The following is a 3,391-nucleotide window of genomic DNA, read 5'->3' on the forward strand; positions in this document are numbered from 1 at the left end:
GCAGACGGTGGTTCAACCAAAACCAATTGGTGCTTAATTAATGAAGCAGGTAGAAAAATTCATTTTAATACAGAAGGATACAATCCTTACTTTTCAAGCACAGAGTATATCATTGATTCGCTAAGAAAAACTCTTCCAGATCATGTGGAAGCAGATAAACTGACTGAAGTTTATTACTACGGTGCGGGCTGCTCAACAGATGCCAAAAGAAAAATTGTTGAAGACGCTATGCAACAGGTATTTCCTAATGCAAAAATAAGCATTGGCCATGATTTGATGGCCTCCTGCAGGGCATTACTTGGTGACGAAGAAGGATTTGCTGCCATTCTTGGAACTGGAACAAACAGTTGCCTTTATGATGGCACCGACATTACCCTGAATATTGATTCTCTTGGCTACTTCCTGGGCGATGAGGGAAGCGGGTGTTTTATTGGAAAACGCATTTTAAGTGATTACATGAAAGGCTACATGCCAAAAGGCTTAAGAGAGAGTTTCTATGATAATTTTGCCTTGACCAACGAGGATATTTTTGATCATATCTACAACAAACCCCTGCCAAACCGTTTTTGCGCAAGTTTCAGTAAATTCTTATATGACTACAAAGATAACTATGAAGACTATACTTTCTCTACAATAGAATATGCTTTCACTGCCTTCTTTGAGAATCTGGTGATCCATTATCCAAACTATAAATCGTACAAATTAAACTGTGTAGGTTCTGTAGGATATAGCTTCAGAGATATCCTGAGCATCGTGGCCGACCGCTATGAAATGGGTGTAGGAAAAATCATCCGCTCACCTATAGATGATCTGGTAGATTATCATTTGAGTAAATCAAAAGCATAAAAAAATCCCCGGAATTTAAGGTCCCGGGGATTTTTTTTTATTGAAACCCCTCTCTAAAAAGAGATCTCTTTACCAAACAATTTAGCGTATTTCCTCCGGTCAAATTTATACAGCATAGCCGCTCTGAAAGAAACCCCCTTTTGCTTTTCATCCAGTTCTTTCAGCACACCGAAACTCAGCATCTTTTTCCTGAAATTTCTCTTGTCCAACTTCTTGCCAATGATAAGTTCATATACATTTTGCAACTGGGTTAGTGTAAATTTCTCAGGTAATAGTTCAAAAGCGATAGGCTGATGTTTAATCCTTCTCTTAATTTTTTCCAGCCCCTTTTCAAAGATCATCTGATGATCAAAAGCAAGCTTCGGGAGATCACTTACATTTTTCCAGAACGCCTTTTTTGCATAACTTGTAAGGGGCTTTAAAGCTTTATCTCCACCTAGTCTCAGCAATGCATAATAAGCAATACTGATTACCCTGCCCTGAGGGTGGCGCTGCACATCTCCAAAGGTGTAATATTGCTCCATAAAAATATCACCCAGACCAGTAAGTTCCTTCAAAATCCGCGAAGCGGACTGATCCAGACTCTCGTCTACCCTAACCAAATTTCCTGGCAATGCACACCAGTCTTTAAATGGTTCTTCATTTCTTTCAATCAGCAGAACTTTTAATTCTCCTTCATCAAATCCGAATACAACACAATCAATAGAGAACGTTGAATTAAACTGTGGTAAATCTTCTTTCAAACCATTAAATTTTTAAATACAAAAGCAAATAAATGTACTTGATGCAATATTACATAAAAAAAATAAAAATAAATTACTTAGTGTAGTAAATACACACTATATTCGTAATATAATTAAGATGAGACCAAATATAAAAAATATCGCTGTACTTACCTCCGGAGGAGACGCTCCGGGGATGAATGCTTGCATAAGAGCTGTTGTTCGAACTGGCATATACAATGGTATTAATATGTTTGGAGTTTTACAAGGTTATCAGGGGTTAATTAATAATAATATTAATCCGATGGATGCTCGCTCTGTAAGTAATATCATTCATCTTGGTGGTACAATTTTAAAAACAGCCCGTTGTTTAGCGTTTAAAACAGAAGAAGGAATGGAAACAGCCTTCCAAAATTTAAAAGCCCGTGATATTGATGGATTAATCGTAATTGGTGGTGATGGAACATTTACCGGAGCCCGCAATTTTTCCAAAAAATATGACATTAAAGTAATGGGTATTCCAGGTACCATTGACAATGATCTTTACGGTTCAGACTTTACCTTGGGTTACGACACAGCTATTAATACCGTTATAGAAGCTATTGACAAGATCAGAGATACTGCTGATTCTCACGACCGTTTGTTCTTTATAGAAGTGATGGGCCGTGATTCCGGATGTATCGCATTAAGAAGCGCCGTAGCAAGCGGTGCCGAAGCAGTCTTGTTGCCAGAACGCCACACCAGTATAGATGAACTTGTTGCCCAGTTGGCTTCAGGTGCAAGTACTAAAAAATCTTCCAGTATCGTTATTGTATCCGAAGGCCATAAAGCTGGCGGAGCTTATGATATTGCAAAAAAAGTGAAAGAGAAATTTAACCATTACGATACCAAGGTAACCATATTAGGACACCTGCAGCGTGGTGGTAGTCCAAGTAGTTTTGACAGGATTTTAGGCAGTCGTTTAGGATTTGCAGCCGTTAATGAAATGTTAAAGGGCAATACCAGACAAATGGTCGGTTTGCGTGGAAATGACATTAAAACAACCAGCATAGACGATGCTTTAAGCAATCATACTTTTAAGTTGGAAAGTGATCTGTTGGAGATGACAAAGGTTTTATCAATATAACATATGGTAGCGGTAGTATACAGTGGTTCTAAAACAGCTTTTTGGAAAATAGCTAAGGATGGAAAAACCATCGCAGAATGTAGTATGCCAGGCATTAATCCTTGTTTTAATGATCAAAAGTCTATCCTTCAAATGCTAAACAAAAAAACAACATTGATCAATTATGCAGAAAGCATAAAGAAGATGTATGTTTTTGCAGCTGGAGCGACTTCAGAGCAAAGAATCAACGAGCTGACTGAAACGCTGTCAATGTTCTTTAAATATAGTAAAATCTCGGTTAAAGACGATTTGTATGGTGCAGCCATATCTGCTTGCTATACAAATAGCGGAATTATAGGGATTTTGGGTAGCGGCGCCAACTGTGCCTATTTCGACGGAAAAAATCTGGAAGCCAATAATTTTGGTTTAGGATTTATTCTTGGAGATGAGGGTTCTTCAAACTATTTGGGAAAAATGCTTCTGAAAAGTTTTATGACAGAGAAACTTCCTGAAGAGTTAGCCAGTCAGCTTGATAATAAATACAATCTTGACCGCGCGCAGGTACTGGACAGAATTTACAAGAAGCCGCTGGCACAGCAGTTTTTAAGTTCTTTTTTTGATTTTTTTGTAGACAACAGAAATCATAGTTTTATACAGAAATCTATAGATGAGGCCTTTGAACGTTATGTTAAAATTTACCTGATGCCTGTGATCAAAC

General features: G+C 37.8%; 4 protein-coding genes. 3 read left to right on the top strand and 1 reads right to left on the bottom strand.

All coding sequences use genetic code 11. From position 1 onward, the window contains the following. On the top strand, nucleotides 1-846 hold an 846-nt coding region (locus VNZ46_RS09450), incomplete at its 5' end, for an N-acetylglucosamine kinase (RefSeq protein WP_325559885.1). 53 nt (nucleotides 847-899) lie between these two features. On the opposite strand, the gene VNZ46_RS09455 is transcribed toward VNZ46_RS09450, so the two are convergent. Next, nucleotides 900-1,589 carry an NUDIX hydrolase gene (locus VNZ46_RS09455; protein ID WP_108555819.1) on the bottom strand — a complete coding sequence of 230 codons (690 nt, stop codon included), beginning with the start codon at nucleotides 1,587-1,589 and terminating at the stop codon, nucleotides 900-902. A gap of 118 nt (nucleotides 1,590-1,707) precedes the next feature. Between VNZ46_RS09455 and pfkA the strand changes: the two genes are divergently transcribed. Together pfkA and VNZ46_RS09465 are read left to right on the top strand one after the other, a co-directional pair. Beyond that, nucleotides 1,708-2,694, top strand: a complete 987-nt coding sequence (pfkA, locus tag VNZ46_RS09460; RefSeq protein ID WP_133780172.1) for a 6-phosphofructokinase — start codon at nucleotides 1,708-1,710, stop codon at nucleotides 2,692-2,694. A 3-nt stretch (nucleotides 2,695-2,697) separates the two neighbouring features. Continuing rightward, the coding region (locus VNZ46_RS09465) for a hypothetical protein (RefSeq protein ID WP_325559886.1) at nucleotides 2,698-3,391 on the top strand (694 nt) is incomplete at its 3' end.

This window comes from Pedobacter sp. (assembly GCF_035566355.1).
Taxonomy (GTDB): domain Bacteria; phylum Bacteroidota; class Bacteroidia; order Sphingobacteriales; family Sphingobacteriaceae; genus Pedobacter.

What these genes read in the sequence shown, in the direction of transcription:
- pfkA (WP_133780172.1), top strand. Translation starts at nt 1,708, where the DNA reads ATGAGACCAAATATAAAAAATATCGCTGTACTTACCTCCGGAGGAGAC.